Genomic DNA, 23,476 nt, shown 5'->3' with positions numbered 1-23,476 from the left:
AATCGGCTCTGGAATCGGCTCTGGAATCGGCTCTGGAATCGGCTCTGGAATCGGCTCTGGAATCGGCTCTGGAATCGGCTCTGGAATCGGCTCTGGAATCGGCTCTGGAATCGGCTCTGGAATCGGCTCTGGAATCGGCTGCACCGATTCCAGAGCCATCTGATCATGCTCGATCAAATTTCGTTCAGACTCGAAGGCCAGATCCGGCACATCGATCATGCGCGCCAACAAATCAGCCGGCAGATCCCCCATATCCTCATCATTGCGCGGCACTTCAGGCAACACGTTCGCAAGCGTCAGATCTTCAGTGGGGGGCACATCCAGATCTAGCGAAGGCAGGCTACTGATCAAGGCTTCGGCATCAAGCGTTGAAGACTCCTCATCGGCCAAATCTTTTCCAGAGAGAACATCATGCAATGAAAGCTCGGACGGGAACTCCAGCTCACCAGTCGGGATGGCATGCGCCAACTCATCCAGCTCGGCACTGAAGTCAAAATCAGGCACATCGAAATCAACCAGCACAGGCACATCCGCAACCAGCGGCGCATCAACCCTTGCCGGGTCCGACACCTCTTCGTGCACGACCTCGGTCAATACCGGCAGCGAATCCCAATCCGGAACCTCATTGCGATCACTCATTAAGCTCTTCTCATATCATGATGATGAATTTCGCAGCCATGACCCAGATATGCACGATATCGCATTCTGGCCGTTTCCTTTGCCAGCTCGTCACAGCCCACCACCTCCAGAATACGCGAAAATGCTGCCGGATCGGAAGGCATGCCTGCTGACAGATTCAACAAAACCATACCCGGGCGCAGCGCCGAGAAGCCCGTATCAAGCCAGACAGGCGTATCACCCGCCACCACATCGCTTGCCTTACAGTGCGGCAGAAAACCGGTATCGCCAAATGCCCAAAGGCGAGCGCTGAACTCGGCAAGTGCTGCCTGATCCGACAGCACCACCAATAGCGACTCGCCCTTTCGATACACGGTACGAACTGCCTTGCAGGCAAAATCCTGCAAGGCAGTTACGTCGGTATAAAAATCAATCCGCGTCATCTTCTACGATTTCAGAAACCTCACGACGTGGACGACCACGACGAACGACATTACCCAGGGCGATGTCAGCACGGTCCTGCAGGAACTGAACCAGCATCGGCACCGGACGACCAGTCGAGCCCTTGTCTTTTCCACCACGCCATGCCGTACCAGCGATATCCAGATGCGCCCAGTCGTAAGCCTTGGCAAAGCGGGACAGGAAGCACGCAGCACTCACGCTACCACCGGCACGACCACCAATATTGGCCATATCGGCAAACGGACTCTTCAGCAATTCCTGATATTCATCCCACAGCGGCATATGCCATGCACGATCACCAACCTCTTCACCTGCGGCCAACAGCTCTTTCGCCAGACCATCCTGGTTGCTGTACAGACCGGTTGCCACATGACCCAGTGCCACAACGCAAGCGCCAGTCAGCGTCGCCACATCCACCACGGTAGCCGGATTGAAACGCTCGACATAGGTCAGCGCATCGCACAGCACCAGACGACCTTCAGCATCCGTATTCAGCACTTCGATAGTCTGACCAGACATCGACGTTACGATATCGCCAGGCTTCAGCGCACGGCCGGAAGGCATGTTCTCGCAAGAAGCCACCACGCAGATCAGGTTGATCGGCAGCTTCATCTCGATAGCCGCACGGAAGGCACCGATAACGCCGGCCGCACCACCCATGTCGTACTTCATCTCGTCCATGCCTTCGCCCGGCTTCAACGAAATGCCACCTGAGTCAAAGGTCAGACCCTTGCCTACCAGCACCACCGGACGATCATTCTTGTCCTTGGCACCAAAATGCTTCAGCACGACAAAGCGCGCCTCCTCATCGCTACCCTTGGCAACGGACAGGAAGGAGTGCATGCCCAATTCGGCGATTTCTTTCGGGCCCAACACCTCAGCTTCAGCACCAAACTCGACAGCCATGGCACGCGCCTGCTCGGCCAGATAGGCTGGCGTGCAGATATTGCCCGGGGCATTGGCCAGATCTTTGGCCATTTTCATGCCGGCTGCGATAGCCTGGCCACACTGCAGGCCACGCTCGCCATCTGCGAGGTCGCTGCGACGCGGTACGGCAAAGGTAAACTTGCGCGGTTCGCGCGGTTCTTCCTGCTTGGACTTGAACTGATCAAAGCGATAGAAGGCATCCAGAGTGGTAACCGTAGCCTGCTCAACCATCCACTCGACATCATGCTTCTTCACGTGCAGCTCGGACAGGTAGCTGACAATCTCATTGGCCTGGGTCGTTGCCAGCGCTTTCACCGAAGCACGAATCGCTTCACGATATTCCTTGGCGCGGAAATCACGCTCCTTGCCCAGGCCAACCAGCATTACGCGGTCGCACAGTGTGTGCGGTACCGAATGCAGAATCAGCGTGGAGCCCAGCTTGCCATCCATATCGCCGCGCTTGAGCACGTCGGTCAGAAAACCGTTGGAGATACGGTCAAGCAGATCTGCGGCAAAAGACAGTTTGCGCGTTTCATAAACCCCGACCACAACGCAGGCTACGCGCTGTTTTTCCGGGCTTCCGCTTTTGATGTTAAACTCCATTGATCGTACTCCACCTTAATGTGTTGGTTATTTTGGAATGCACATACAGCTTGTGGCTGACAGTTGCTTGCATTCTTAAGTAAATCTAGCGACAAAAGCCGAATAGGCAATTATTTCCAATTATCACTACCCTTTTGACGCATTGTCAAAAACAGGCCTGCATTGACATGCTTTTTCAAAAAAGCCTCACCAAAGAGCTCACTTATACCAGCATTGGCGTTTTTTTTATTTTATTAGCCATTCTGCTTACCACCCAGAGCATCAACCTGCTCGGACGGGCCGCCCAAGGCCGCATTGCCAACGATGCCATCGCCGCTCTCATCGGTTTCTGGACATTGGGATTTTTCCCGGTCCTGATGATCCTTACCGTTTTCATCAGCACGCTTGTCGTGTTTACCCGCATGTGGCGCGAGCACGAGATGGCGGTATGGTTGGCCGCAGGCAAATCGCTGCGCGACTGGATCAAACCGGTCATGGCCTTTGCCCTGCCACTCAGCCTGCTGGTTGCCCTGGGTACACTGGTAGTCGAACCCTGGGCCCAGCAGCGCAGCAAGGAATACGCCGAAATTCTCAAGCAGCGCGAAGAGATGTCTGCCCTCGCGCCTGGTGTGTTCAAGGAATCCAAAAGCAGCGACCGCATTTACTTCATCGAGAATTACTCCGTCAGCAACGGTGCCACCCGTAATGTATTCGTTCAGACCATCCGCAATGGCGAGGTCTCGACCGTACTGGCCAAGGAAGGCAAGCTCGGCACTGACGAGCAGGGCAACCGGACACTGACGCTGAAAAACGGCCGCTATTATGTTGGCGAAGCCGGCAAGGGTGATTTTGAGGTGACTGAATTCCAGGAATACACCATCAAGATCAGCGAGAACCCGCGTAGCGTGAGCGGCGAGCTGTCCAGCGGAGAGAAGGCCACGCTAGATCTCTGGCAAAGCAACAAACCGCAAGATCGTGCCGAGCTGGCCTGGCGTCTGTCATTACCCTTGTGCGCGCTGATTCTGGCTCTGCTGGCCATCCCGCTCAGCTACTACAACCCGCGCGCCGGCCACGCCTACAACCTGATGTTTGCCTTGCTGGCTTATCTCGCCTACCAGAACATGCTCTGGCTGCTGCGTAGCTGGATTGCCAGCGACAAGCTGCCTTCGGCGCTGGGCATCTTGCCGGCTCACCTGCTGATGCTGGCGCTGGCGCTCGCCCTGCTGCACTACCGCAATCGCCCTGCCACTTCCTTGCTGGCTTATCTGCGCGCACCGTTCGCAAGGAAGACATCATGACCACCATTCGCAACTATCTGCTGAGCCGTTTTTTCAGCACCACGGTCTTTACCCTGGCCTGCCTGCTTGGCCTCTACGGTTTTTTTGACCTGATCAAGGAAATTCCGGACCTGGGTCGCGGTGATTACGATGGCCCGACCATGCTGTTGCATGTCCTGCTGCTGATGCCTGGCCACGCCTACGAACTGATGCCGCTGGCGGTACTGATTGGCGCGCTGGTTGCCATGTCACAGCTGGCCGGTAGCGCCGAATACACCGCGATTCGCACCTTTGGCGTCTCGCTTGGCCAGATCGCGCGCACCAAACTGCTGTTCGGCATCCTGATGGCGCTGATCGCGCTGGCCACCGGCGAATGGCTGGCTCCACGTGCCGAGCAACAGGCCGAAAAGCTCAAGCTCAACGCCACCCGCTCGCTGGTTGCCCAGGAGTTCCGCTCCGGCCTGTGGGTCAAAGATGACAAGAACTTCATCAATGTGCGCGAGATGCTGCCTGACAATACGCTGCTGGGCATCCGCATTTACAGCTATGACGACGAGCACCGCCTGACGCGCAGCGAGTATGCCGAGCGCGCTACCTATCAGCAGAACAACGCCTGGCAGCTCGAGAATGTGCGTAGCTCCATCATCACGCCCGAGCGCATCCTGACCAGCCACGAACAGACTCGCGCCTGGCAATCCGTACTCGATCCGAAGATCCTGTCAGTTTTACTGGTGGTGCCCGAGCAGATGTCGGCACTGGACCTGATGACCTATATCAGCCACCTTGAGGCCAATCAGCAGAAAACCCAGCGCTACGAGATCGCGCTGTGGAGCAAGCTGTTTTACCCGTTGGCCTGCATCTCTATGGCGCTGATCGCGCTTGCCTTTACCCCGGCGCAAAACCGGCATAATGATCTGGGCTTCAAACTGTTTACCGGCATCAGTCTCGGCATTGCCTTCCACTTCAGCAACCGCCTGTTCGGACACCTGGGCTTGCTGTATGACTGGAACGCGATACTGGCGGCCATCCTCCCCACCCTGCTGTTCCTCATTGCAGGCAGCTGGCTAATCTGGAGACAAGAGCAACGATGAGCGCAAACGATCAGTTGGCATTGTGTCAGCGCTGGCGACAGACCCTGCAGCAAGGCAGGCAGCAGCTGGCGGAACAGTACCGCGACAGCCGAGATGGCAGGCAGTACCTGATAGCACACAGTCAACTGGTCGACAGCGTCATCCGCTCGGTCTGGGACGTGCTGGGTCTTGGCCAACGTGCAGCGCTGATCGCCGTCGGCGGCTATGGCCGCGGCCAACTGTTCCCGCATTCCGATATCGACTTGCTGCTGTTATTGCCAGCAGCAACCACGGACAGCCTGCAAAGCTTTGTCGAGAACTTCATCGGCGTGATGTGGGACATCGGCCTTGACGTTGGCCACAGTGTCCGCACCGTAGACGAATGCCTGCAAGAAGCCGACAAGGACATCACCGTTGCCACTACGCTGCTGGAAAACCGCATGCTGGCGGGCAATATCACCCTGCATCACCAGCTGAATATTGCCGTCGAGAAACGGCGCGACCCGCTGCCCTTTCTCGAAGGCAAGCTGCTGGAACAGCAACAGCGCCACAACAAGCACTTCGGTGCCGGCAGCAATCTGGAGCCCAACATCAAGGAAAGCCCAGGCGGCCTGCGTGATCTGCACACCATTCTGTGGATCAGCAAAGCCATCGGCGTCGGCCAAACCTGGGACAGCCTGATCGCCAACGACATCCTGACCCCATCCGAAGCGCGGCTGATCAAGTACAGTGAAAAGCAGCTGGAGCGGCTGCGCATCGACCTGCACCTCGCGGCGCGCCGGCGTGAAGACCGGCTGATCTTTGATCTGCAAAACACGGTTGCCGACATGAGCGCGCTCGAAGAGCAGCCCGGCAAGCGCGCCAGCGAACAGCTGATGCAGATGTTTTACAAGGCTTCGAAGAACATCAGCCAGCTTAACGGCATCCTGCTGCCCAATCTGCGCGCCCGCATCGTCTGCACCGTGCCTCGCATCACTCAGGATCTTGACCAGCACTTCTACAGCGTCAACGGCATGCTGGGCGTGCGTGACGAAACCATTTTCGAGCAACAACCCTCGACCATCCTGCAAGCCTTCGTGCACATGCAACAGCACGAATTGCGCGGCATGGCACCACGCACCTTGCGCGGCCTGTGGCATGCGCGCCGCCAGATCAATGGCCGCTTCCGCCGCGACCCGAGCAACCGCGCGCTGTTCATGCAGCTTTTCCGCGCACCGGCCGGCCTGACCCGCACCCTGCGCCGCATGAATCTGTACGGCGTGCTCGGCAAATATCTGCCAGCCTTCGGCAAGATCATCGGCCAGATGCAGCATGACCTGTTTCACGTCTACACCGTCGACGAACACATCCTGATGGTGGTGCGAAATATCCGCCGCTTTGCCGTACCGGCCTTCCAGCACGAATACCCGCTGCTCAGCCAGCTGATCATGGACTTCGAGCGACCCGAAGTGCTGTACGTGGCCGGCCTGTTTCATGACATCGCCAAGGGCCGCGGCGGCGATCACTCGCGCCTGGGCATGAGCGATGCGCGCCAGTTCTGCGAACAGCATGGCTTGTCAGCCGAGGATGGAGAACTCGTCGAGTGGCTGGTCGGCCAGCATCTGACCATGTCCAGCGTGGCGCAAAAGCAGGATATCTACGACCCAGAGATCGTCAGTGCCTTTGCGGCCAACGTTGGCGATCTGCGTCATCTGGTGGCGCTGTACATCCTGACGGTTGCCGACATTCGCGGCACCAGCCCCAAGGTATGGAATGCCTGGAAGGCCAAGCTGCTGGAAGACCTCTACCACGCCACCCGCCGCATGCTGCTACAAGGCGGCGAGATCGATATTGATGTCGAGCTAGCCGAGCGCAAGAAAGCCGCCCAGGCCATCTTGCGGCTGAATGCAATTCCGGAAGGTGTCGAGCAGAAGCTGTGGCAACACGTCGACCGGGTTTACTTCCTGCGCCATCAGGCACGTGAAATCGCCTGGCACGCACGACTGCTCAACCGCTGCGTCGACACAGATACTCCTGTGGTTCGCGCCCGCCTCAGCGAGGACAAGGAAGGCATAGAGCTGCTGGTTTACGCTGCCGACCAGCCTGACCTGTTTGCGCGCATCTGCGCCTTTCTCGGCTGCGCCAACTACAGCATTGTTGACGCCAAGATTCACACCACGCGCCACGGCTACGCACTGGACACCTTCCACGTCTTCCTGCCCGAGCATCACAGCGGCGATTACCGTGACCTGATCAACTTCGTCGAATTCGAACTTGCGGCCAACCTTGCGCGGCAGGAGCCTGTCCGCCTGCCGCCGGCCGGCCGCCTCAGCCGTCACCTCAAGCACTTCCCCATCCAGCCGCAGGTGCTGATTCGCCCGGACGACAAGCAGAAGCACTATGTGCTGTCGCTGATCGCCGGCGACCGCCCTGGCCTGCTGGCACGCATTGCCCATGTGCTGTCGCAATACAAGGTCAATGTGGATGGCGCCAAGATCATGACCCTTGGCGGCCGCATCGAAGACTCCTTCCTGCTATCCCTGCCAAGGCAATACGATGACAAGTTATTGCTGGCACTGGAGAAAGACCTGATCAATGCCTTGCGAATCTGAACTGCTGTATTTCGAAGACCTGATCACCGGCCGTTATTTCGACACCGCCAGCGTGACGCTGGATGCCGAAAACATCAAACGCTTTGCCGGCGAGTACGACCCGCAGATCTTTCATCTGGATGAAGTCGCCGCCAAGGACACCTTCTTCGATGGCTTGGCAGCCAGCGGATGGCAAGTCTCGGCACTAACCATGCGCATGGTGGCGCAAAGCGAGCTTGCGCGCGTGGCAAACGGCCTGATAGGCGTACAGGTTGATGAAATGCGTTGGCCGCGCCCCAGCCGCCCCGGTGACACACTGCGCGCCAGAGCCACGGTAACTACCAGCAAACGTTCGGCCAGCAAACCCGGCTTCGGCATCGTCAATCTGCTGTGGGAAACCCGCAATCAGAACGACGAGCTGGCGGTCAGCATGAAGGTCAGCATCTGGGTGGCCTGCCGCCCGCAAACTGCCTGATCAACAACTCGCAGTCACAAAAAAGCCGTGCCTTCAGGCACGGCTTTTTACATGGTCTTGCCAGCTTATTTTTGCTGCCACTTGCGATAGTGCAAGGTCAGTTTTTCCAGATCAGCCGCCGCCTGCTCCAGCGTGCTAGCACTGCCCTGCAGCTTGCTCGCCGTATCCACATTCTGCTCGCCAAGTACTGCCAACTGATCCACAGATGCGGCCAACTGATGGATGGCTGCCGAATCCGAAGCCACCCGTTCGGACAGCTTGCCGGCAAACTCGCGTGCCTGGTCGGCAATACCGAGCAGGGCATTAAGCTGCTCGCCCGACTGGCGGATTTCCTCGCTGACATGGCCAACCTCGACCACAGAGCGATCCATATTCAACGAGACCTTGCCAGTAATCGTGGTGATCTGCTTGGCCACATCACCAATCGCGTCGGTTGCCACCGCCGTGCGCTCGGCCAGCTTGCGCACCTCGTCCGCGACCACGGCAAACCCGCGCCCCATCTCGCCCGCACGCGCTGCCTCGATAGCGGCATTCAGTGCCAGCAGATTGGTCTGATCGGCGATTTCGTGAATCAGGCTGGTCATCTGGCCAATTTCGCCCATCGCCTTGTCCAACTCGCCAAGCTCGGTCTTCGACAGCGTCACCACTTCAACCGCGCGCCCTGCCGCATCAGCAGCCCGGTCCATCACCTGCCGGCCCCGCGTTGCCGCATCGCGGGTAGATTCGGCACCACGCACACTCTCCTCGGCCTGCAGTGCGACGGCCTCGATCGAGTTGCTCAGCTGGTCCATCGCACTACTGATATCCTGCAAACCGCCCCCCTGCTCGCGCGCGCGCGACACCAGGCCGTTCATCTCGGCATTCAGGGTATGGGATTGCTGATAGGTGCGGCCACCGGCAGCAATCGAGTCGGCAACCAGCGCACGCATATGCAGGCGCAGCACTTCAAGGCTGTCCATCATGGTACCCAGCTGGCCACCAAAGCTGGTACGCAGCGGCTGATCAAGCCGCCCTTCGGACAACTTCATGAAACCGACATGCAACTGGCGCATCAGGCGATACTCGGTCCAGCGCCACCAGGCTGACGAAGCCCCCAAGGCCAGCAGAGACAGCAGCGCGATGATGATGCGCTGACCGTCAGACAAACCCGGCCAGCAAGCTGCGGCCAACAAGCCCGTCGTGAAAATGCCCGTCAAGGCAAAGCCGAGCTTGCCGGTGTCCTTGCGGCGGGCATAGGCCGCCAGCGTCGATGGCACCTTGGCCTGTTTGTTGCGAATGCTGGCGTAGAGGCTTTCGGCCGCAGCCACCTCGTTGCGATCCGGCGTGCTGCGCACCGACACATAACCGACAATCTTGCCGTGCTCGGTAATCGGCGTGACATGCGCCTCTACCCAGTAGAAATCACCGTTCTTGGCGCGATTCTTGACGAGGCCGCGCCACGGTTTGCCGGTCTTGATGGTGTCCCACAAATCAGCAAAAGCCTCTGGCGGCATATCGGGGTGCCGTACCAGATTATGATTTTTACCTAACAGCTCATACTCTTCAAAACCACTGATATCGACAAAAGCGCGATTGACATAGGTAATCGCTCCTTTCAGGTCAGTCTTGGTCACGATCGGACTTAGCGGATCAAGAAATAGCTCCGTCGTCGTTACCGGCATATTGATTTTCATGGACACCCTCGGTATGGCATGTCAGGGAGACAAGTCGGCAAGATTATCAAAACAATTCAGAAAATGCATCGCTGATATTCAATCAACCATGAAATATAAAGGGGCAATTGCTAGGCAAAAACGAAGAGTAGCGGTAAAGTTCGATAACGAGAATAGCAACGATTTACACAATGGACTCGCACCGTCACACACTCAGCCCGGAAGTACTGCTTGATTTGCTGGAAAGCCAGCGCATCGGTGCCGAATACCAACCCATCAAAGCCACAAAAACTCTCGAAACTGCCGGTCACGAGGCGCTTGCCCGCTTTTACAACCCCAATTGTGAAGCCCTGCCGCCACAACTGGTGTTCGATGCCCTGCACGACTCTCGCGTCACCCTGATCCAGGTCGAGCTGATGAGCAAACGCTGGCAGATCAGCCAGGCGCCACTCGGGGACATGCTGTTTCTGAATCTGGATCCGCACGCCATGAGCGGTCTGAGCCAGGTACAAAGACATCACCCCCTGCTGGAAATGATAGACCGTCCACAGCAAACCATCATCGAGCTGATCGAGAACACCAATATCCAGGAAGCTGACCAGTGCCTGCTGCTGGCCGAAATCCTCGCCCAACGCGGTATCCGCACCGCACTCGATGACATCGGCGCACCGGGCACCATGGTGGCGATGCCCATCCTGTCGGTGGTGGATTTTTACAAGTTCGACCGTCAATGGCTGCGCACTATCTCTGACCCGCGCCAGAAACGCCTGCTGCAGATGTTGCTTGCCTTTGCCCGTGACGAAGGCAAACAGACCATTCTGGAAGGTATCGAAACCGAGCACGATCTGGCTCTCGCCCGCGAGCTCGGTGTTGACTATGTGCAGGGTTATCTGTTCCGCCCCGAGTTCATCACCCGCCGCGCCTAGCGCACCGCCAGCATGGCCGCGCCGGCGCCCGCCAGCAGACCGCCACAACCACGATTGAACAGACGTTGGCCGCGAACGGTCTGCAACACCCGCGACAGCTGGCTGCCCAACGCGGCATAGATCACCACCGCCAGCCATTCCAGCAACAGGAACAACGCGCCCAGCACGGCGAATTGCGGCGCGACCGCGGCTTTGACATCAACAAACTGCGGCAGAAAGGCGGTAAAGATCAGGATGGCTTTGGGATTGCCCGCTGCCAGCCAGAACTCCTGCCACAGCAAGGCCGCCATCGCCTGCGGCGCGTACCTGGCTTCACCCGCCGATGCGGCAGCTACCGGCGCACGCCACAAGCTCCAGCCCAGATACAAGAGATAGAGCGCGCCGGCGATCTTGATCGCACTGAACAGCCACGCCGCCTCGGTCAGCAATAGCGACAAGCCGCTGGCCACCAGCGCAATCATCAGCATGAAGGCCAGCAAGCGCCCGATGCCGGCGATGCAGGCGACGCGAAAGCCATAGCGGGTGGCATTGCTGATCGACAACAGATTGTTTGGCCCCGGCGCGAGATTCAGCGCAAAACAGGCCGGCAGAAACAGCAGCAAAGTGGCAAGCGACATGGGCACTCCTGATTAAAGAACAAAAGGTTGGCCGCAAATGCGGCCAACCTTTATATCATGCCCTCGTAATCATCAGCAGTCCTGCCAACGATCACCACAACAAACTGTCACTTGCGCACCAGCAAGGGCGCCAGATAACGGCCGGTGTGGCTGGCCGGGTTGGCCGCTACCTGCTCTGGCGTGCCAGTTGCGATGATCTGGCCACCGCCGGCACCGCCCTCGGGACCGAGGTCGACCAGCCAGTCGGCAGTCTTGATCACGTCCAGATTGTGCTCGATCACCACCACGGTATTGCCGTGCTCGCGCAGGCGATACAAGACCTGCAGCAAGAGGTCGATATCGTGGAAATGCAGGCCGGTGGTCGGCTCATCCAGGATGTACAGCGTCTTGCCGGTATCGCGCTTGGACAGCTCCAGCGCCAGCTTCACCCGCTGCGCCTCGCCGCCGGACAGTGTGGTCGCGCTCTGGCCAAGACGGATATAGCCGAGACCGACATCCATCAGCGTCTTGAGCTTGCGCGCCACCGACGGCACGGCGCTGAAGAACTCCAGCGCATGCTCGACTGTCATTTCCAGCACCTCGGTGATGCTCTTGCCCTTGTACTGCACCTCCAGCGTTTCGCGGTTGTAGCGCTTGCCGTGGCAGACATCACACGGTACGTACACATCCGGCAGGAAGTGCATTTCAACTTTCAGCACGCCATCGCCCTGGCAGGCTTCGCAACGGCCACCCTTCACGTTGAAACTGAAACGGCCCGGGCCATAGCCGCGCTCGCGCGACAGCGGCACGCCGGCAAACAGCTCGCGAATCGGGGTAAACAGGCCGGTGTAAGTCGCCGGGTTGGAACGCGGTGTGCGACCGATCGGGCTCTGGTCGACATTGATCACCTTATCCAGCTGATCCATGCCGCTCACCCGGCGATACGGCGACGGCTCCTCGCTCGCACCGTTCAAGTCGCGTGCGGCAATCTTGTACAGCGTGTCATTGATCAGCGTCGACTTGCCGGAGCCGGACACGCCGGTCACGCACACCAGCATGCCCAGCGGCAGCTCCAGCGTGACATTGCGCAGATTATTGCCGCTGGCACCTTCCAATTTCAGCAAGCGCTCGGGATTGACGGCGCGGCGTTCCGCCGGCAAGGCAATCGCGCGGCGACCGGACAGGAAATCGCCGGTTACCGAGGCGGTACAGGCGGCGACCTCATCAGGATGCCCCGCCACCAGTACTTCGCCACCATGCTCGCCGGCGCCCGGCCCCATATCGACCAGATAGTCGGCGGCACGAATCGCGTCTTCATCGTGCTCGACCACAATCACGCTATTACCCAGATCACGCAGACGCTTGAGCGTGGCCAGCAGGCGGTCGTTATCGCGCTGGTGCAGGCCGATAGACGGCTCGTCCAGTACATACATCACGCCGGTAAGGCCGGAGCCGATCTGGCTGGCCAGCCGGATACGCTGCGCCTCGCCACCGGACAGCGTATCGGCCGAACGCGCGAGACACAGATAATCGAGGCCGACGTTGTTGAGGAAGGACACCCGCTCGCGGATTTCCTTGACGATCTTCTCGGCCACCGCCTGCTTGTGACCGTGGATTTCCAGCGTATCAAAGAAGTTGGCCGCCTCTTTCAGCGCCATCTGGTTGATATCGTGCAGGTTCTTGCGGCCAACAAAGACGTGGCGCGCTTCCTTGCGCAGACGGGTGCCGCCGCAGCTCGGGCAGCACTGGTTGTTCTGGTACTTGGCCAGCTCTTCACGCACCGCACCGGAGTCGGTCTCGCGATAGCGGCGTTCGAGATTAGGGATGATGCCCTCAAATGGATGCTCGCGCTGGAATTTGGTGCCGCGCTCGGACACATAAGTAAAGCTGATGTCCTCACGGCCTGAGCCGTGCAGGATTACCTGCTGCACATTGGCAGGCAGTTCTTCAAATGCCAGCTCCAGCGAGAAGTCGTAGTGTGCAGCGAGGGCCTGCAGCATCTGGAAATAAAACTGGTTGCGCTTGTCCCAGCCCTTGATCGCGCCGGAGGCCAGATTCAGCTCCGGATGCGCGACCACGCGCTTGGGGTCGAAGAAAGTGATCTCGCCCAAGCCATCACACTTGGGGCAAGCCCCCATCGGATTGTTGAAGGAGAACAGCCGCGGTTCCAGTTCCGGCAGGCTGTAGCTGCACACCGGGCAGGCAAACTTGGCCGAGAACCAGTGCTCCTGATTGCTGTCCATCTCTACCGCAATCGCACGGCCTTCGGCATGGCGCAGCGCGGTCTCGAAGCTCTCGGCCAGACGCTGCTGCATATCGGCGCGTACTTTCAGGCGGTCGATCACCACTTCGATGGTGTGCTTCTTGTTCTTGTCGAGCTTGGGCACCGCATCCAGCTCGTACACCTCGCCATCGACGCGCACGCGCACAAAGCCCTGCGCGCGCAGATCATCAAACAGATCAAGGTTTTCGCCCTTGCGGCCAACGATGACCGGCGCAAGGATCATCACCCGCGTCTCTTCCGGCAGCGCCAGCACGTGATCCACCATCTGGCTGACGGTCTGGCTGGCCAGCGGCACATCATGATCCGGACAATGCGGATCGCCAACCCGCGCATACAACAGGCGCAGGTAGTCGTGAATCTCGGTCACCGTGCCCACGGTGGAGCGCGGGTTGTGGCTGGTGGCTTTCTGTTCGATGGAGATCGCCGGACTCAGACCTTCGATCAGATCGACATCGGGCTTTTCCATCAGCTGCAAGAACTGGCGTGCATAGGCCGACAGGCTTTCGACATAGCGGCGCTGGCCCTCGGCATACAGGGTATCAAACGCCAGCGAGCTCTTGCCCGAGCCGGACAGGCCGGTAATCACCACCAGCTGGTGGCGTGGCAGATCAAGATTGACGTTCTTGAGATTGTGCGTGCGTGCACCGCGTATGCGAATCGAATCCATGCCTGTCTTTCACCGTGGCTCAGGGAACCTGTTACTATACCGGACTTGGCCACTGCGGCTCTACCCTGATGCTGTCGGGGTTGTCGCGGCAAGGCCCTGCATGTCAAGAATCGAAACCCGCCTGACACCATGACCGCACTAGAACTACGCGCCAGCTTCGGCCTGGCCGGCATTTACGCCCTGCGCATGCTGGGCATGTTTCTTATCCTGCCGGTGTTCGCGCTGTACGCGACCACCCTGCAAGGCGCAGACAATCACACCCTGATCGGCATTGCACTGGGCAGTTACGGCCTGGTGCAGGCCATCCTGCAATTGCCGCTGGGCATGCTGTCGGACAAGGTTGGCCGCAAGAAAGTGATTTACGCCGGCTTGCTGCTGTTTGCCATCGGCAGCTTCATTGCAGCCAGCGCCAGCGACATCTACTGGCTGACTTTCGGCCGCATCATCCAGGGTGCCGGCGCCATTTCGGCGGTGATTACCGCCCTCCTCGCCGACCTGACGCGCGAGGAAGTGCGCACCCGCGCCATGGCCATCATCGGCATGAGTATAGGCACCACGTTTGCCGTCAGCCTGGTGCTGGGCCCACTGCTGGCCAAATACATCGGCGTGAACGGCATCTTTGCCCTGACCGGCGTGCTGTCGCTGATGGCACTGGTTGGCGTGTGGAAAATCATCCCCGACCCGCAGCACAGTCATTTTCACTCCGACACCGGCACCAATACCGCGCGACTGCCGGCCGTGCTGCGCAACCCGGAGCTGCTGCGACTGAACTTCGGCATCTTCGCGCTGCATGCCGCGCAAATGGCGATGTTCGTCACCATCCCGTTTGCCCTGACCAGCACCGGCGGCCTCGACAAGAGCCAGCACTGGATGGTGTATCTGCCGGTGGTGGTCGCCGGTTTCTTCCTGATGGTGCCGGCCATTATTTATGGCGAGAAGAAAGCCAGACTCAAGCAGGTATTCGTTGCCGCGGTGGCGCTGATGACCGCGGCCCAGATCGGCATGGCGCTGGCGCTATCCAGCTTCTGGCTGATCGTGACCTGGCTGGCACTGTACTTCATTGCCTTCAATATCCTGGAAGCGACACTGCCGTCACTGATCTCCAAGATCGCCCCTGCGGACGCCAAGGGGACGGCGATCGGCGTGTATAATACTTCGCAATCTTTCGGCCTCTTTCTGGGTGCGGTTGCCGGCGGCTGGCTCTACAGCCACTATCAGGCCAATGGCGTGTTCGCCTTTACCAGCCTGCTGATGCTGGCCTGGCTGGCGCTGTCGCTGTCGATGACCCCGCCCAAGGCCGTGAAAACGCAGATGTTTCACATCGGCGACGACTGGCAAGGCGATGCTTCCCTGCTCTCAAGCCAGCTTGCCGCGCTTGATGGCGTCCAGGAAGCCACGGTGATTCTGGAAGAACGCGTTGCCTACCTTAAAGTCATGCAACAGGGATGGGATGAAGCTGCTGTCCGTCACCTGATTGCCACTACCTACACTTGCGCTGGCCACCCGCACGGTGACCAGCCACATTAATGATTGGGAGAACCGCATGAATAGCATCACTTTTGATGGTCGCCTGGCCGCCGACCCGGAACTGCGCTACACCCCGAGTGGCGAGGTTGTACTGAGCTTTCGCGTCGCCAGCGATATCGGCTTTGGCGATCGCAAAACCACCAACTGGTTCAGCTGCCAGATCTGGGGCAAGCGTGGCGAATCGCTGAAAAACTACCTGGCCAAAGGCCAGCAAGTCACCGTTTACGGCCAGCTGACTCTGCGCGAATGGCAAGACAAGGAAGGCATCAAGCGCCTGTCGCCTGATGTACGCGTGAGCGAACTCACCATGCAGGGTGGCCGCCGCGACGAAATGCCGCCAGCAGATGACGGTTATGGCGCCGCACCAGCCCAACGCTACGATGCGCCATCGGCACCGTCCGCGCCGCCAGCTGCACCGCGTCGCATGGAGCCGAAGCCGGCCCCGCGCATGGACGATATGGACGACGATATCCCGTTCTGACACGGACTATCATCGCCAGCAATACGAAAAACCGCCCGATCACCGGGCGGTTTTTTCATGACAAACCATAAAGAATTATCAGAATGCCGGCACCACCGCCCCCTGATATTTGCGCTCGATAAACTGGCGTGCTTCGCTACTGGTCAGCGCGGCAGCCACTTTGCGCAGGGCCGCACTATCGGCATTATCCGGCCGCGCTACCAGCAAATTGGCATACGGCGAAGTGGTTTCCGCAAACAGGCCATCCTTCTTCGGATTCAGCTTGGCCTCCAGCGCGTAATTGGCATTGATCAGTGCCAGATCGACCTGATTCAGCACCCGCGGCAAGGTCGCTGCCTCCAGCTCTTTCAGCTTCAGCCCCTTGGGGTTGGCCGCAATATCCGTGACGCTCGGGTAGAGATTATTACGGTCTTTCAGCTTGATCACGCCGCCCTGGTCCAGCAGCAGCAAGGCGCGGCCGGCATTGGTCGGGTCATTCGGAATCGCCACAGTCGCACCCTGTGACAGTTCGGCCACTTTCTTTACCTTCTGCGAATAGGCGGCAAATGGCTCGATGTGTACCGGCTTGCTGGCCACCACCAGCTTGGTACCACGATCCTTGTTGAATTTGTCCAGATAAGGAATGTGCTGGAAGAAATTGGCATCCAGCCGTTTTTCTGCCACCTGCAGATTCGGCTGCACATAATCATTGAAAACCTTGACCTCCAGATCCACACCCTGCTTGGCCAGCACCGGCTTCAGTGCCTCGAGAATCTCGGCATGCGGCACCGGCGAGGCCGCAACAGTCACTTTGACATTCTGCGCATAAGCGGCCAGCACACTACCAGCAGTCAGGCTCAGCGCCAGGGCAATACGGGCAATCTTCGACATGGTATTTCCTTTCAGATTAGTACCGGGCAAGCCAGCAGGCTGCCATCGGCCAAGAACAATCAACATTCACCAAAACACTCAATCACGCCGCCAGTGCCGCACCAGCCTGTCCCCCAGGCTTTGCAGAATTTGCACCAGCACCAGCAGCAACAACACGGTGATCACCATCACTTCGGTCTGGAAGCGCTGGTAACCGTAACGCACCGCCAGATCACCCAGCCCGCCACCACCGATGACACCCGACATCGCGGTATAACCGACCAGTGCCACCGAGGTAACCGTGGCCGCACCAATCAGGCCGGGCAAGGCCTCAGGCAGCAAGACCTTGAACACAATCTGCGGCAAACGCGCCCCCATGGACTGGCTCGCCTCGATCACGCCGCGATCCACTTCGCGCAGCACGTTCTCCACCAGCCGGCCAAAAAATGGCACCGCCCCAGCCACCAGCGGCACAATGGCGCCGGCCACCCCGATCGACGTCCCCACCAGCAGCAAGGTCAGCGGTATCAGCACGATCAGCAAAATCACGAAAGGCAGCGAACGCAGCACGTTCACCAGAAAAGACAGCACGGCATACAAACGCGGCCGTGCACGCAGCTGACCAGGCGCGGTCACATACAGCCACACGCCAAGCGGCAGCCCGAACGCCACCGTCAACAATAGCGACAACAACAACATGGTCAGCGTATCCAGCGTCGCCAGCCCGATTTCCGCCCAGTCGACCTGCCACAGCAAAGCCCAGTCAAAATCGCCCATCACAGCACCTCGCAACGCACGCCCTCGCGGGCAAAAATCGCCGGCAGACTGCCGACCTCCACATCGGCGGCCACCACGGCCGCCAGCAACTGGCCAAAAGGGGTGGATTTGATTTCAGACAACGTGCCCGACAGCAGATTGACCCGCAGCCCGGCCTCGCGGCCAACCTTATCCAGTACCGGCTGCAGCGCAGGCTCGCCGATAAAGGTCAGTTTCAATACCGGCAAGCCGATACGACGACGCCAGTCATCCTGCAAGGCCCGCTGGCCAAGGCCGGTTTCGGCCAGCAGGCTCTGCGTCACGGCATGCGCCGGCTGCAAGAACACATCCAGCACCGTGCCCTGCTCGACAATCCGGCCGTGGTCGATCACCGCCACGCTGTCGCACAGCTGGCGTATCACCCGCATATCGTGCGTAATCAGGATGATGGTCAGCCCGAGCTGGCGGTTGATATCGGCCAGCAAGGCCAGGATGGCATCGGTGGTTTCCGGATCCAGCGCCGATGTCGCCTCGTCACACAGCAACACATCAGGCTGATTAGCCAGTGCCCGTGCAATGCCGACTCGCTGTTTCTGCCCGCCCGACAGTTGTGACGGGTATTTATGGCTGTGAGCTGACAAGCCAACCAGCTGCAACAGCTCGGCCACGCGAGCGTCTTGCTGCGCAGTCGTCAGCGTGCCGGCCAGCTCGAGCGGAAAGCGGACATTGCCGGCCACCGTGCGCGAGCGCAGCAGATTGAAATGCTGGAAGATCATGCCGATACGCTGGCGCTGTTGCTGCAGGCGGCGCTCATCCAGGCTAGCCAGCTCGACGCCGCCAAGGCTGATGCTGCCACTGTCCGGCCGCTCGAGCAGATTGAGGCAGCGAATCAGCGTGCTCTTGCCTGCCCCAGAGCGGCCGATAATCCCGAAGATCTCGCCAGCGGCGATATCCAGGCTGACATCCGCCAGTGCCGTCACGGCGGCACCCTGCTGCGGATAGGTTTTGTTCAAATGCTGAATCCGGATCATGTCTGACTCTCTTCTCTTGCCCGTTACCAAGCGCATCGGCTGGCTGAAAACCAGTGTACGGCGAGCGAAATCAAACAAAAATACATAAAAAAAGCGTAATTAATCACCATTCGGAATAAACGAGGCACTGAAAAAACAATGGCCGCTCATGCCTGAAGACATGAACGGCCATCATCACCAACATCCCGCCACTTCAAGCCCGCTCAGAACACCGGCACCACCGCACCCTGGTATTTCTGTTCGATGAACTTCTTCACTTCCGGCGTCGTCAGTGCCGCCGTCAGTTTTTTCAAGGCCGGGCTTGCGCGGTTATCCTGCCGCGCCACCAGAATATTGGCGTAAGGAGATTGCTTGTCTTCGATGAACAAGGCATCACGGGTTGGCCGCAAGCCGGCCTGCAAGGCGTAGTTGGTATTGATCAGCGCCAGATCCAGCTGTGGCAGCAGGCGCGGCAGGGTTGCGGCTTCAAGCTCGCGAATCTGCAGCTTGCGCGGGTTGGCAATCACATCTTTGGCGGTTGCCAGAATGTTGCCAGGGTCTTTCAGCCGGATCAGCCCGTTTTTCTGCAACAATAGCAAGGCACGTGCGGTATTGGACGGATCATTCGGAATCCCCACCACCGCACCTTGCGGCAATTGCGCCAGCTGCTGGTATTTGCGCGAATACGCACCGAATGGCTCGACATGAATCGGTGCCACGCTTACCAGCTGCGTGCCCTTGCTCTTGTTGAAGCCATCAAGAAATGGCTGGTGCTGGAAGTAATTGGCGTCGATCTCCTTGTTCGCCACGGCAAAGTTTTCCTGCAAGCCATTGGTAAATACGCGCACCTGCAGTTTGATTCCTTCTTTGGCCAATGCCGGTTTGACGAATTCCAGAATCTCGGCATGCGGCACCGCCTCGGCACCCACCACCAGATCGGCAGCCTTCAGGGGATTCGCCAGCAACAGGACCAGCCAGCTCAGCAGTAATGTCTGTTTTTTCATGATGGTTTCCTTTGATCAGGTAAGGGTAATGGACAAGCTTGCTCAAACCGCCGTCGACAGCACGTCGGCGTAATAGCGTTCGGCCACGTCCGGATGCGAACGCAAACGGCCTTTCAGGATGTTGAAACCGGTTTCGTAAAACAGCGGGTTGGCCGGATCAGTCGCCGGGCCGGGGGCTTCTCGCGCCAGTTCGGGCGAAAGTGGCAGTAAGGGAATGGTGGCGTCCAGCCGCGGCCCCAGAAAGAAGGCCACCGACAAGCGCTCATGCCCGACTGGCGGCGTCACCACCCGATGTACGGTGGCGCGCAGATAACCATTGCTCGCCAACTCCAGCGCCTCGCCGATATTCACCACCAGCGTGCCCTCCAGCGGTGGTGCGGCCAACCAGCCCTGGCCATGCTCGACCTGCAAGCCGGCTTCGCTGTCCTGCAACAACAGGGTCAGGAAGCCGCTGTCCTTGTGCGCCCCCACACCCTGCTCGCTGCGGGTATGTTCACGCCCCGGATAGCGGATGATTTTCAGATGCTGGATCGGGGCCTCGAGAAATGCCGCGTCAAAGCTGTCGGCCGGCTGCTGCAGCACTTCGGCAAAAGCACGTAACAGCCGGATGCTGATCGCTGTGGCGGCGTCCTGCCACGCCAGCAAGGTTGGCCGCAAGGCCGGCAATTCATCAGGCCATTGATTCGGCCCCTGCAGCCGCACCCACGGCGCTGGCTGCACCTTGTCCGGCCACAGGCTGCGCTCGGCCCCGATATCGAATTGCTCGCGCCAGTCGGCATGCTGCCGCGTCAGCTCCTTGCCTGCCGCGGTATAACCACGGAACTGCGGCGAATTGATCATGGCAACCGCCTGCTTGGCCGCGCCTGGCAAGGCAAAGAAATCACGAGCCGCCTGCAGCACCGCCTGCCCTTGCCCCAGTGACAAACCATGACCTTGCAGATAGAAAAAGCCGACATCACGCGCGGCTGCTCGCAAGGATTCAAGGAAATGCTGACGCCGGCCGGCATCACCATCCAGATCACGCAGATCCAGCAAGGGCAGTGTTGATAGTTCGCGTTGCGACATAATCGGTCTCCTGGAAAACCGCCACTCAAGGCAGCTGCAAACATTGATGACTCTAGGCTAACCAGCGCGTGCAAAATGCTGAACCGATAAAAACTGGACTGTTTATCCAGCCAATGAATTTGCCGGGCTGTTTTTCAGGCATAAAAAAGGCCGCATCCGAAGAGGCGGCCAAAACCCGTGAGAGTAGAGAAAACCGGGGAGTACGCGGCAATATCCGCTACTGCGGCTGCGGCGTCAGTCGCAGATAAGGTCGCAAGGCGCGATAACCTCGCGGGAATTTCTCGCTGATGATCGCCTCGTCCTGCAAGGACGGAACAATAACCACCTCGTCACCATGCTGCCAGTTGGCCGGTGTGGCCACGCTGTGATATTCGGTCAGCTGCAAGGAGTCGATCACCCGCAGCAACTCGTCAAAATTGCGACCGGTACTGGCCGGATAGGTCAGCGTCAGCCTGATTTTTTTCGCCGGATCAATCACGAATACCGAACGCACGGTATGGGTGCTGCTGGCGTTCGGGTGAATCAGGCCATACAGCTCGGACACTTTGCGGTCGCTATCGGCCAGGATGGGGAAATTCACCGTGGTGTGCTGGGTTTCATTGATGTCCTTGATCCACGCGATATGCGATTCAACCGAGTCCACCGACAGTGCCAGCACTTTCACATTACGGCGGCCAAAGTCGTCCTTGAGCTTCGCGGTGTACCCAAGCTCGGTGGTGCACACCGGGGTAAAGTCAGCCGGATGCGAGAACAGGATGCCCCAGCTGTCACCCAGCCAATCATGGAAGTGAATAGTCCCCTCGCTCGAGGCTTGAACAAAATCAGGGGCGAGATCGCCCAGTCGCAATGTCATGGCATTCCTCCGCTATACAGTTTTACCGTTTACCTTACCCGACTGACCGGGCAAGTGATGGGCCTACTGTAGGGAAGTCTGGGTGCCAGTTGAAACAAGAAAAGCTGCGCTGCTTATTCGAATCAGCCAGCGCCACACCAGTCATCGCATCAGCCTGCATACCTGCCGCCGCAAAACGACGAACACACCACATAAATGAAAACCGGCCGCAGCAGGCGACCGGTTTTGTCATTCACGCCAGCCGCGGCGCGCGTTCACGCAGTTCATAACCCTTATCCTGCAAGGCCATGCGCCATTCCGTGATGGCGATACCAACCAGCGAAGGTTGGCCGCAGAATGCGAATTCGATGTGCATTTCGGGGATCACTTCATTGCCGAAGTTCGGCAGGCTGGAAAAGCGCAAATCCGGATAGCGTGCGACAAAATCCTGCATCAGGCTGATCAGATCACCTTCGCGTGCATTCACCGCGACACAGCCCTCTTCCACATCAGGGCTATCGCTGAACAGTGCCCGATAATGCGTGTCCAGTACCCACTCGATCATCGGCCAGGCCATGCTCGGGAAACCCGGCACGAAGTGCACATGACCGCAGCTGAAGCCCGGCATGCGGTTGACCGGGTTCGGAATCAGGCTGGCGCCTTGCGGGATATTGCCCATATTGATGCGATGCGGATAAGCCTCCTCACCGAAGCGCTCTTCGATGATCACACGCGCCTCCGGATGAATCGCCAGCGGCTCACCCAATGCGCGCGCGGCACAGGCGCGGGTGTGATCGTCCGGTGTCGCACCAATACCGCCAAAGCTGAATACCAGCTCGCCGCCGGCAAACGCCCGCTGCAGCGCGGCTTCGATACGGGCCGGATCATCGCCCAGATACTCGACCCACGACAGCTTCATGCCACGAGCCGCCAGGATGCGGATCAGCGCCTGCATATGTTTGTCCTGCCGCTTGCCCGACAGCAGTTCGTCACCAATGATCAGTGCTCCGGTTTTCATCTTGTCATGCTCCGTATGATTTCCCTGAGTTGGTAAAAGCCACGCCCCAGCCATTCGCGCTCGGCCTGATGCACCTCCTGCATGGCGCGGCCGGATGGCAGCCACTTATGCAGCGCTACACCTTCATATTCGACAAAACCGGTCGGTGCCGGCAAGACCTGTAATCCGGTAGTGGCGAAAGCCGCCATCGCGCGCGGCATATGCCAAGCCTGCGTCACCAGCGTGATGCGGCCAACCTTGTGCTGGCGCAGTATCTGCGCAGACAGCCTGGCGTTGTCATCCGTCGTATTGGAAGCCGCCTCCAGCCAGCGCGGTGTCAGGCCGTATTCTTGCTGCAGCACCCGCGCCATCACCAGTGCCTCAGCCTCCCCCGGAATCGGCGCACCACCAGACAGCAAGATCGGCACACCACTCTGGCGTGACAGCCACACACCATAGCGCAGCCTTGCCAGCGCATCGCCGGTCGGCACGTTGGCCGCATATTCGCGCGCCGGTCGTTTGCCGGCACCAAGTATCACGATGGCCTCGCTTTGCCTGACCTGTGCCAGCGTGGCCGGCGGATACGGCGACAGGCTCTCATTCAGCTGGCTGGCAAGCCAGGGGGTGCTTTGCAGGTAAATCAGCAACAGCGCCGTCAGGGTTGCTGCTCGCGCACTTCGCGGCCAACGATGGCGCAGCAACCACGCCCCCGACAGCAGCAACAAGGCATTGAGTGGCGGCAGGAACAGCATTGCCAGCAGCTGGCGCAACAGAAAATCAAGACTGACAGTATCTGACACGGCATGCTCCGGCCATGAAAAACGGCATGGTAGCGCAAGGCTACCATGC

20 protein-coding genes and 2 pseudogenes are annotated in these 23,476 nt (G+C 59.1%); 7 read left to right on the top strand and 15 right to left on the bottom strand.

Annotated elements, in window-relative coordinates:
* The 3 genes and pseudogenes from ACZ9W6_RS05525 to ACZ9W6_RS05515 all read right to left on the bottom strand — a co-directional run.
* Nucleotides 1-639, bottom strand: a pseudogene (locus ACZ9W6_RS05525) (hypothetical protein); the annotation flags it as partial.
* On the bottom strand, nucleotides 639-1,061 hold the full coding sequence (locus ACZ9W6_RS05520) for a DNA polymerase III subunit chi (protein ID WP_465190068.1): 423 nt from the start codon (nucleotides 1,059-1,061) through the stop codon (nucleotides 639-641). The pseudogene ACZ9W6_RS05525 and the gene ACZ9W6_RS05520, both read right to left, overlap by 1 nt.
* Entirely contained in the window at nucleotides 1,048-2,610 is a 1,563-nt protein-coding gene (locus ACZ9W6_RS05515; RefSeq protein ID WP_465190067.1) for a leucyl aminopeptidase, read from the bottom strand. The genes ACZ9W6_RS05520 and ACZ9W6_RS05515 overlap by 14 nt, the downstream gene beginning before the upstream one ends.
* 167 nt (nucleotides 2,611-2,777) lie before the next feature.
* Here ACZ9W6_RS05515 and lptF point away from each other — a divergent pair, with 167 nt between their 5' ends.
* From lptF to ACZ9W6_RS05495, 4 genes are read left to right on the top strand one after another with little or no spacing between them, the layout of a single operon-like run.
* Nucleotides 2,778-3,887 carry an LPS export ABC transporter permease LptF gene (gene lptF, locus ACZ9W6_RS05510; RefSeq protein ID WP_465190066.1) on the top strand — a complete coding sequence of 370 codons (1,110 nt, stop codon included), beginning with the start codon at nucleotides 2,778-2,780 and terminating at the stop codon, nucleotides 3,885-3,887.
* The gene (lptG, locus tag ACZ9W6_RS05505; RefSeq protein WP_465190065.1) at nucleotides 3,884-4,957 is read left to right on the top strand and encodes an LPS export ABC transporter permease LptG; all 1,074 of its coding nucleotides are present in this window, start codon (nucleotides 3,884-3,886) and stop codon (nucleotides 4,955-4,957) included. The genes lptF and lptG overlap by 4 nt, the downstream gene beginning before the upstream one ends.
* On the top strand, nucleotides 4,954-7,527 hold the full coding sequence (locus ACZ9W6_RS05500) for a [protein-PII] uridylyltransferase (RefSeq protein ID WP_465190064.1): 2,574 nt from the start codon (nucleotides 4,954-4,956) through the stop codon (nucleotides 7,525-7,527). The genes lptG and ACZ9W6_RS05500 overlap by 4 nt, the downstream gene beginning before the upstream one ends.
* Nucleotides 7,511-7,981, top strand: a complete 471-nt coding sequence (locus tag ACZ9W6_RS05495) for a MaoC family dehydratase (RefSeq protein WP_465190063.1) — start codon at nucleotides 7,511-7,513, stop codon at nucleotides 7,979-7,981. Before ACZ9W6_RS05500 ends, ACZ9W6_RS05495 begins: the two co-directional genes overlap by 17 nt.
* A 65-nt stretch (nucleotides 7,982-8,046) precedes the next feature.
* Here ACZ9W6_RS05495 and ACZ9W6_RS05490 read toward each other — a convergent pair whose 3' ends face one another.
* A complete protein-coding gene (locus ACZ9W6_RS05490; protein WP_465190062.1) occupies nucleotides 8,047-9,654 on the bottom strand; it encodes a methyl-accepting chemotaxis protein in 1,608 nt (535 codons plus the stop codon).
* Between the two features lie 170 nt (nucleotides 9,655-9,824).
* Here ACZ9W6_RS05490 and ACZ9W6_RS05485 point away from each other — a divergent pair, with 170 nt between their 5' ends.
* The gene (locus ACZ9W6_RS05485) at nucleotides 9,825-10,559 is read left to right on the top strand and encodes an EAL domain-containing protein (RefSeq protein WP_465190061.1); all 735 of its coding nucleotides are present in this window, start codon (nucleotides 9,825-9,827) and stop codon (nucleotides 10,557-10,559) included.
* Here the strand turns inward: ACZ9W6_RS05485 and ACZ9W6_RS05480 are convergent.
* Both ACZ9W6_RS05480 and uvrA read right to left on the bottom strand, forming a co-directional pair.
* Nucleotides 10,556-11,176 (bottom strand): LysE family translocator, encoded by a 621-nt coding sequence (locus ACZ9W6_RS05480; protein ID WP_465190060.1) that lies wholly within the window; start codon nucleotides 11,174-11,176, stop codon nucleotides 10,556-10,558. The two genes, ACZ9W6_RS05485 and ACZ9W6_RS05480, sit on opposite strands and share 4 nt — an antisense overlap.
* 107 nt (nucleotides 11,177-11,283) lie before the next feature.
* On the bottom strand, nucleotides 11,284-14,106 hold the full coding sequence (gene uvrA / locus ACZ9W6_RS05475) for an excinuclease ABC subunit UvrA (protein ID WP_465190059.1): 2,823 nt from the start codon (nucleotides 14,104-14,106) through the stop codon (nucleotides 11,284-11,286).
* A gap of 129 nt (nucleotides 14,107-14,235) precedes the next feature.
* On the opposite strand from uvrA, the gene ACZ9W6_RS05470 reads away from it, so the two are divergent.
* Nucleotides 14,236-15,633 carry an MFS transporter gene (locus tag ACZ9W6_RS05470; protein WP_465190058.1) on the top strand — a complete coding sequence of 466 codons (1,398 nt, stop codon included), beginning with the start codon at nucleotides 14,236-14,238 and terminating at the stop codon, nucleotides 15,631-15,633.
* Between the two features lie 16 nt (nucleotides 15,634-15,649).
* Nucleotides 15,650-16,114 carry a single-stranded DNA-binding protein gene (locus tag ACZ9W6_RS05465; RefSeq protein WP_465190057.1) on the top strand — a complete coding sequence of 155 codons (465 nt, stop codon included), beginning with the start codon at nucleotides 15,650-15,652 and terminating at the stop codon, nucleotides 16,112-16,114.
* Nucleotides 16,115-16,192: 78 nt separating this feature from the next.
* Here the strand turns inward: ACZ9W6_RS05465 and ACZ9W6_RS05460 are convergent, their stop codons facing one another.
* The 9 genes and pseudogenes from ACZ9W6_RS05460 to ACZ9W6_RS05420 all read right to left on the bottom strand — a co-directional run bounded on the left by ACZ9W6_RS05460 (nucleotide 16,193) and on the right by ACZ9W6_RS05420 (nucleotide 23,427).
* Nucleotides 16,193-16,984 (bottom strand): MetQ/NlpA family ABC transporter substrate-binding protein, encoded by a 792-nt coding sequence (locus tag ACZ9W6_RS05460; RefSeq protein ID WP_465190056.1) that lies wholly within the window; start codon nucleotides 16,982-16,984, stop codon nucleotides 16,193-16,195.
* Between the two features lie 78 nt (nucleotides 16,985-17,062).
* Nucleotides 17,063-17,740: a methionine ABC transporter permease gene (locus tag ACZ9W6_RS05455; protein WP_465190055.1), complete on the bottom strand. Its 678-nt coding sequence runs from the start codon at nucleotides 17,738-17,740 to the stop codon at nucleotides 17,063-17,065.
* Complete coding sequence (locus ACZ9W6_RS05450; RefSeq protein WP_465190122.1) at nucleotides 17,740-17,958, bottom strand: NIL domain-containing protein; 219 nt, start codon at nucleotides 17,956-17,958, stop codon at nucleotides 17,740-17,742. The genes ACZ9W6_RS05455 and ACZ9W6_RS05450 overlap by 1 nt, the downstream gene beginning before the upstream one ends.
* A 27-nt stretch (nucleotides 17,959-17,985) precedes the next feature.
* A pseudogene (locus tag ACZ9W6_RS05445) lies at nucleotides 17,986-18,750 on the bottom strand (methionine ABC transporter ATP-binding protein); the annotation flags it as partial.
* A 203-nt stretch (nucleotides 18,751-18,953) separates the two neighbouring features.
* Nucleotides 18,954-19,733, bottom strand: coding sequence for a MetQ/NlpA family ABC transporter substrate-binding protein (locus ACZ9W6_RS05440; RefSeq protein ID WP_465190054.1), 780 nt, complete (start codon nucleotides 19,731-19,733; stop codon nucleotides 18,954-18,956).
* Between the two features lie 42 nt (nucleotides 19,734-19,775).
* On the bottom strand, nucleotides 19,776-20,798 hold the full coding sequence (locus ACZ9W6_RS05435) for an isopenicillin N synthase family dioxygenase (RefSeq protein WP_465190053.1): 1,023 nt from the start codon (nucleotides 20,796-20,798) through the stop codon (nucleotides 19,776-19,778).
* 217 nt (nucleotides 20,799-21,015) lie between these two features.
* Nucleotides 21,016-21,651: a peroxiredoxin gene (locus ACZ9W6_RS05430; protein ID WP_465190052.1), complete on the bottom strand. Its 636-nt coding sequence runs from the start codon at nucleotides 21,649-21,651 to the stop codon at nucleotides 21,016-21,018.
* 232 nt (nucleotides 21,652-21,883) lie between these two features.
* Entirely contained in the window at nucleotides 21,884-22,648 is a 765-nt protein-coding gene (locus ACZ9W6_RS05425; protein ID WP_465190051.1) for a competence/damage-inducible protein A, read from the bottom strand.
* Nucleotides 22,645-23,427, bottom strand: coding sequence for a YdcF family protein (locus tag ACZ9W6_RS05420; RefSeq protein ID WP_465190050.1), 783 nt, complete (start codon nucleotides 23,425-23,427; stop codon nucleotides 22,645-22,647). The genes ACZ9W6_RS05425 and ACZ9W6_RS05420 overlap by 4 nt, the downstream gene beginning before the upstream one ends.
* Nucleotides 23,428-23,476: the final 49 nt, after the last annotated feature.

It is taken from the genome of Vogesella lacus (assembly GCF_979366295.1).
This window is presented reverse-complemented; position numbering and strand designations above follow the sequence as displayed.

Coding starts and splice junctions, on each gene's coding strand:
- ACZ9W6_RS05520 (WP_465190068.1), bottom strand. CDS start 1,061: ATGACGCGGATTGATTTTTATACCGACGTAACTGCCTTGCAGGATTTT.
- ACZ9W6_RS05515 (WP_465190067.1), bottom strand. CDS start 2,610: ATGGAGTTTAACATCAAAAGCGGAAGCCCGGAAAAACAGCGCGTAGCC.
- lptF (WP_465190066.1), top strand. CDS start 2,778: ATGCTTTTTCAAAAAAGCCTCACCAAAGAGCTCACTTATACCAGCATT.
- lptG (WP_465190065.1), top strand. CDS start 3,884: ATGACCACCATTCGCAACTATCTGCTGAGCCGTTTTTTCAGCACCACG.
- ACZ9W6_RS05500 (WP_465190064.1), top strand. CDS start 4,954: ATGAGCGCAAACGATCAGTTGGCATTGTGTCAGCGCTGGCGACAGACC.
- ACZ9W6_RS05495 (WP_465190063.1), top strand. CDS start 7,511: ATGCCTTGCGAATCTGAACTGCTGTATTTCGAAGACCTGATCACCGGC.
- ACZ9W6_RS05490 (WP_465190062.1), bottom strand. CDS start 9,654: ATGAAAATCAATATGCCGGTAACGACGACGGAGCTATTTCTTGATCCG.
- ACZ9W6_RS05485 (WP_465190061.1), top strand. CDS start 9,825: ATGGACTCGCACCGTCACACACTCAGCCCGGAAGTACTGCTTGATTTG.
- ACZ9W6_RS05480 (WP_465190060.1), bottom strand. CDS start 11,176: ATGTCGCTTGCCACTTTGCTGCTGTTTCTGCCGGCCTGTTTTGCGCTG.
- uvrA (WP_465190059.1), bottom strand. CDS start 14,106: ATGGATTCGATTCGCATACGCGGTGCACGCACGCACAATCTCAAGAAC.
- ACZ9W6_RS05470 (WP_465190058.1), top strand. CDS start 14,236: ATGACCGCACTAGAACTACGCGCCAGCTTCGGCCTGGCCGGCATTTAC.
- ACZ9W6_RS05465 (WP_465190057.1), top strand. CDS start 15,650: ATGAATAGCATCACTTTTGATGGTCGCCTGGCCGCCGACCCGGAACTG.
- ACZ9W6_RS05460 (WP_465190056.1), bottom strand. CDS start 16,984: ATGTCGAAGATTGCCCGTATTGCCCTGGCGCTGAGCCTGACTGCTGGT.
- ACZ9W6_RS05455 (WP_465190055.1), bottom strand. CDS start 17,740: ATGGGCGATTTTGACTGGGCTTTGCTGTGGCAGGTCGACTGGGCGGAA.
- ACZ9W6_RS05440 (WP_465190054.1), bottom strand. CDS start 19,733: ATGAAAAAACAGACATTACTGCTGAGCTGGCTGGTCCTGTTGCTGGCG.
- ACZ9W6_RS05435 (WP_465190053.1), bottom strand. CDS start 20,798: ATGTCGCAACGCGAACTATCAACACTGCCCTTGCTGGATCTGCGTGAT.
- ACZ9W6_RS05430 (WP_465190052.1), bottom strand. CDS start 21,651: ATGACATTGCGACTGGGCGATCTCGCCCCTGATTTTGTTCAAGCCTCG.
- ACZ9W6_RS05425 (WP_465190051.1), bottom strand. CDS start 22,648: ATGAAAACCGGAGCACTGATCATTGGTGACGAACTGCTGTCGGGCAAG.